Source organism: Streptomyces sp. XM83C (assembly GCF_023072675.1).
Classification (GTDB): domain Bacteria; phylum Actinomycetota; class Actinomycetes; order Streptomycetales; family Streptomycetaceae; genus Streptomyces; species Streptomyces thermocoprophilus.
In genome coordinates, this window is sequence record NZ_JALLGL010000373.1 from 1 (window position 1) to 5,357 (window position 5,357).

The following is a 5,357-nucleotide window of genomic DNA, read 5'->3' on the forward strand; positions in this document are numbered from 1 at the left end:
CCCCACAGCACCGCCGCCCCGCCCACCAGCAGCACGAACACCCCGATGGACGCCACCAACGTCTGCGCCGGATCGCCTCCGAGGACCGACAGCGGGCGGAAGACGAACCGTTCCAGCAGCACTCCGATGCCCGGCGCCACCACCAGCAGCGTCAGCGCCGCCGAGGGCCACAGCGGCCACCCCCAGCCCGCCACGCACTGCCGCAGCACATAGGCGCACACCATCGCGATCGCGCCGTGCGCGAAGTTCAGCACCCCGGTCGCCCGGTACGTCACGATCAGCCCGACCCCGGTGAGCGCGGCGGCGCTGCCCACCGACAGCCCGGCCAGCGTCAGGTCCCACGTCAGCGACGACATCGCCGTGACCGTCGGCGAGGACGGCCAGACGGCCGGCGGGGCGGGCATCAGCCGGTGCCCCCGGCCGGCTCACAGATCGGGCACGCGCTCAGCCCTCCACCGCGCAGCAGCCTCGCGTCGACGGGCAGCGCCTCCGCCTTCCCCGCGACCAGGGGACAGTCCGCGCGGTGCCACAGCGTGCCGCCCGGCACCATGCGCATCTCCCCGCTCACCGCGAGCGGCGCCGTCCCGGAACCGGTCTCCTCCCCGCCCACGGGGCCGGCCTCCACCAGCAGCGCGTACAGCTCCTCCACGCGCGTGGCGGCGACCTGCCCGCGGCCGTGGGCGAGCAGCACCGCCCCGGCGACGATCAGCGCCGCCCCCGGCACCGTGCAGGACGCGAGGTACGGCAGCTGCTGTTCGGCGAACCGCTCGCCCGAGACGCCGTACCAGCCGATGACGCACAGCACGGCGCCGGCCGCGAGTGCGGCCCAGGCGGCCCACAGCAGGGGAGGGACGGTCCGCAGACGGCTGGCTGTCCTCATCTCGGCTCCCACACGTCGGACGGCGGAGGTGTCGGCGGTGCCGGCCGATGGCTTGCACTGCGCCCCCTGTGCGCCGACCCTGAGAACACCGGAGGCACCCGGCCCGGAACGACACCCGGTGGTGAGCCAGATGGTTCTCGGGAGCACGTACAGGCACAGGACGCGAACCGAGCGGCGCGGCCCACGGGCAGCGGGACGGGGGACGGCGTCGGCCGTCGCCCTCCTTCTCATTCTCGCCCCGGTGCTCGCCGCGTGCGACGACGGCGACGGAGGCGGAGGCAGCGCCTCCGCCACCCCGACGGCACAGACGGCCACCGGCGGCACGGCCACCGGCACGGCGACCGGAGCGCCCGCCGACGCGGCGGCTGCCGAACGGGAGATCAAGGAGAACTGGCAGAAGTTCTTCGACCCGGCGACCCCCCTGAAGGACAAACAGCGGCTGCTGGAGAACGGCGAACAGATGGCTCCCGTCCTCCAGGCCTTCAGCGGCGACAAGCGCGGCGGACAGGTCACCGCCCGGGTGGAGGACACCGAGTTCACCTCGGCCACCGAGGCCACCGTCACCTACACACTGCTGCTGAACGGCGCCACCGCCCTGCCGGACGCCTCCGGCACGGCCGTCGAGCAGGACGGCACCTGGAAGGTGTCCGTGCGCACCCTGTGCGCGCTGGTGCAGCTGAGCGGCAATGGCTCGGCCACGCAGTCGCCGCTGCCGGGCTGCTGAGGCCGCCGCCGCGGCGCTGCTGCTCACCCTGGCCGCCGCCTGCGGCAGCCGCCTGCCCGAGAGCGACTTCGAGCACCGCGACCGGCCCACGGCGACCGCGACCGCCCGCGAGCCGCTGCGCGTCGGCATCATCACCAGCGCCACCAGCCCCGTCGGCGGCAACGCGTTCACCGGGCCCCGCGACGGCGCGAAGGCCTTCTTCGACCGGCTCGACGCGCGCGGCGGCATCGACGGCCGCCGTGTCGAGGTCCGCACGTGCGACGACGGAGGCAGCGGCGTCGGCAACAACGCCTGCGTGCACCGGCTGATCGACGAGGACAAGGTCGTCGCCCTCGTCGCCACCACCGCCCTCGACTACGCGGGCGCCCCCCGCGTCTCCCGTGCGGGCGTCCCCGACATCGGCGGCCAGCCCATCGGCGCCGCCTACGACACCTGGCCGCACCTGTACGGCATCTACGGCAGCCTCGCACCCCGCGACGGCACCCCCGGCTGGCACGGCACGCTGTACGGCGGCACCGAGGTGTACCGCTACTTCAAGCAGGAACAGGGCGCGCGCACGGCCGCCGTCGTGTCGTACAACCAGGCCGCGTCCGCCGCCTACGCCCGCCTCGTCGAGCGCGGCCTGCGGGCCGAGGGGTACCGGGTGGTCAGCGAGCAGGTCGACTTCGCGCTGCCCGACTTCCGCGCGGTCGCCGCCGATCTGAAGCAGCAGCACGCGGACCTCGTCCTCGACGCCCTCGACACCCACGGCAACGCCCGCCTGTGCGAGGCGATGGACGACCTCGGCGTCCGTGTCACCGCCAAGGTCACCAACGTGCAGAACTGGACGTCCACCGTCCCCGAGGACTACCGGGACGCCCCGCACTGCCGCAACGCCCTGTGGGTGACGGGATCCAGCCGCAACTTCGACGACACCGGCGACCCGGCCGTACGGGAGTTCCGCGACGCCACACGGCAGCTGAGGACGCACTCCCAGTGGCAGCTGGAGGGCTGGGCGGCGGCCCGCTGGTTCACCGAGGCCGCCGAGGCCTGCGCGCCGCGCGGCATCACCCGGGCCTGCGTGGACGCCTGGATGAACCGCAGCGAGGGCTTCACCGCCGGCGGTCTGCTGCTGCCCGTCGTCTTCGAACGGCTGCCCGAGCCACCGGAGTCCCGGCGCACCTGTCTGTCGGTGGCGCGCTGGCGCGACGGCCGGGGCTGGGTCACCCAGGGCGACATGAACCGCACCTGCTACGACGTCCCGCAGCTGCCCTACGAACCCTGACCGTCCCCGCGCTCGCCCTCGCCCCGGTCCTCCACCGCCTGGTGCGCCGTCGGCTCGGGCTGCGCGGTCAGCGCGGCGAACTCCGGGTGGTGCAGGTCGAAGGCGGGCGACTCCGAGCGGATCCTGGGCAGCGCCGTGAAGTTGTGCCGCGGCGGCGGGCACGACGTCGCCCACTCCAGCGAACGCCCGTACCCCCACGGGTCGTCGACGTCGACCTTCTCCCCGTACTTCCCGGTCTTCCACACGTTGTACAGGAACGGCAGCGTGGACAGGCCCAGCAGGAACGCGCCGATCGTGGACACCGTGTTCAGCGCGGTGAAGCCGTCCGCCGCCAGATAGTCCGGGTAGCGGCGCGGCATGCCCTCCGCGCCCAGCCAGTGCTGCACCAGGAACGTGGTGTGGAAGCCCACGAACAGCGTCCAGAACTGGATCTTCCCGAGCCGCTCGTCGAGCATCTTCCCGGTGAACTTGGGCCACCAGAAGTACAGCCCGCCGAAGATCGCGAAGACGACCGTGCCGAACACGACGTAGTGGAAGTGCGCCACGACGAAGTACGAGTCGGTGACGTGGAAGTCCATCGGCGGCGACGCCAGGATCACCCCCGTCAGCCCGCCGAACAGGAACGTCACCAGGAAGCCCGTCGCCCACAGCATCGGCGTCTCGAACGACAGCGAGCCCTTGAGCATCGTGCCGGTCCAGTTGAAGAACTTCACGCCCGTCGGCACCGCGATCAGGAAGCTCATGAACGAGAAGAACGGCAGCAGCACCGCGCCCGTGGCGAACATGTGGTGCGCCCACACCACGATCGACAGCCCGGTGATCGCGATCGTCGCGCCGACCAGCGTCAGATAGCCGAAGATCGGCTTGCGGGCGAAGACCGGGATGATCTCCGTGATGATGCCGAAGAACGGCAGCGCGATGATGTACACCTCGGGATGCCCGAAGAACCAGAACAGGTGCTGCCACAGCAGCGCCCCGCCGTTCGCCGCGTCGAAGACCTGGCTGCCGAAGCGCCGGTCCGCCTCCAGCACCAGCAGCGCCGCCGCCAGCACGGGGAACGCCATCAGGATCAGGATCGACGTCAGCAGCGTGTTCCAGGTGAAGATCGGCATCCGGAACATGGTCATGCCGGGCGCGCGCATGCCGACGATCGTGGCGATGAAGTTGACGGCGCCGAGGATCGTGCCGAACCCGGCCAGCGCCAGCCCCATGATCCACAGGTCGGGGCCGACGCCGGGGGAGTGCACGGAGTCGTTGAGCGGTGCGTAGGCGAACCAGCCGAACGCGGCGGGCCCGTCCGGCACCAGCAGCGAGCCGAGCACGATCAGCCCGCCGAACAGGAACAGCCAGTACGAGAACATGTTCAGCCGCGGGAACGCCACATCGGGCGCGCCGATCTGCAGCGGCATCAGCTCGTTGGCGAACCCGGCGAAGCTGGGCGTCGCGAACAGCAGCAGCATGATCGTGCCGTGCAGCGTGAACAGCTGGTTGAACTCCTGGTTGGTCACGATCTGTAGTCCCGGCCGGGCCAGCTCGGCGCGCATCAGCAGCGCCATCACCCCGCCGACGAGGAAGAACACGAACGATGTGATCAGGTAGAGATGCCCGATCTTCTTGTGGTCGGTGGTGGTCAGCCAGTCGACGACGATCCGGCCGTGGCGCGTGACCGGCCTCGGGTTCGCCGCCGCCGGTACGGTCTGCGTGCCCATCGCTTGCTCGCCCCTTCGCTCGTCGCGTGCCGGGTCCGCCGCGGGCCGGCACCGCGGTCGCGGGCGGGCCTCCGCCATCATGCGCTCGCCGCCGCCGGCTCCGACAGGGTGCGTACCGGCCGTCTTGTGACCGTGCCCGGTATTCCCTGTGCGATGCCCGCCCCGCGGACCTCGCGGAAAAGAGACGGGAAAGCCGTGCCGGGGCAGTTCCCCGGGAACTTTCCGCGAGGCCGGGGAACCGGGGCGGCAGACACGCGGAAATCGCGTTCGATTACGCGCGGAAGGCGTAGGGATTCCGTCGATTTCGCGCCACGGAACAGCTGAAACACCGGTCGGTATCCTGTGACAGAAGTGTGACCGGAGTGATCCATCGCACGGGATCGGGGTTCCTCGGATACGGTTCGGCGCCTAGCGTGGGAGCCATGTCACCCACGATTCCCACTCCGCCGCAGGAGCCCCAGGACAGCCCCGACGGTTACGTCGGTCTTCCCGCCGGACGGGCCGAGCAGCGTGCCCGCGAGCGGGGCTGGACGACCGTGCGCTCGCTGCCGCCCGGCGCGATCATCACCATGGAGTACCGGGTGGGCCGGCTCAACTTCGAGGTGCGGGACGGTCGCGTGACCCGCGCCTGGAAGGGCTGAGCCACAGGCCGCAGGCCGCCGACAGGACCGGTACGGCGAAGGCCCCGGCTCCCGGACCGTGAGGCCGGGGGACCGGGGCCTTCGGCCGCGCGGCGGCGTGTGCGTACCGGGTGCCGCGGGGGTGGGCCGGGGCCAGCCC

6 protein-coding genes are annotated in these 5,357 nt (G+C 71.8%); 3 read left to right on the forward strand and 3 right to left on the reverse strand.

Features of this window, described 5'->3' with window-relative positions:
* Together MTQ10_RS27450 and MTQ10_RS27455 are read right to left on the reverse strand one after the other, a co-directional pair.
* The coding region (locus tag MTQ10_RS27450) for a branched-chain amino acid ABC transporter permease (RefSeq protein ID WP_282612661.1) at positions 1 to 356 on the reverse strand (356 nt) is incomplete at its 3' end.
* Between the two features lie 47 nt (positions 357 to 403).
* Entirely contained in the window at positions 404 to 880 is a 477-nt protein-coding gene (locus MTQ10_RS27455) for a hypothetical protein (RefSeq protein WP_247472966.1), read from the reverse strand.
* A 130-nt stretch (positions 881 to 1,010) separates the two neighbouring features.
* Between MTQ10_RS27455 and MTQ10_RS27460 the strand changes: the two genes are divergently transcribed.
* Positions 1,011 to 1,604 (forward strand): hypothetical protein, encoded by a 594-nt coding sequence (locus MTQ10_RS27460; protein ID WP_247472968.1) that lies wholly within the window; start codon positions 1,011 to 1,013, stop codon positions 1,602 to 1,604.
* Complete coding sequence (locus MTQ10_RS27465; RefSeq protein WP_247472969.1) at positions 1,567 to 2,868, forward strand: ABC transporter substrate-binding protein; 1,302 nt, start codon at positions 1,567 to 1,569, stop codon at positions 2,866 to 2,868. Before MTQ10_RS27460 ends, MTQ10_RS27465 begins: the two co-directional genes overlap by 38 nt.
* On the opposite strand, the gene ctaD is transcribed toward MTQ10_RS27465, so the two are convergent.
* On the reverse strand, positions 2,856 to 4,577 hold the full coding sequence (gene ctaD, locus MTQ10_RS27470; protein WP_247472970.1) for an aa3-type cytochrome oxidase subunit I: 1,722 nt from the start codon (positions 4,575 to 4,577) through the stop codon (positions 2,856 to 2,858). The genes MTQ10_RS27465 and ctaD overlap by 13 nt on opposite strands.
* A 422-nt stretch (positions 4,578 to 4,999) precedes the next feature.
* Here ctaD and MTQ10_RS27475 point away from each other — a divergent pair, with 422 nt between their 5' ends.
* Entirely contained in the window at positions 5,000 to 5,218 is a 219-nt protein-coding gene (locus tag MTQ10_RS27475; protein WP_247472971.1) for an I78 family peptidase inhibitor, read from the forward strand.
* Positions 5,219 to 5,357: the final 139 nt, after the last annotated feature.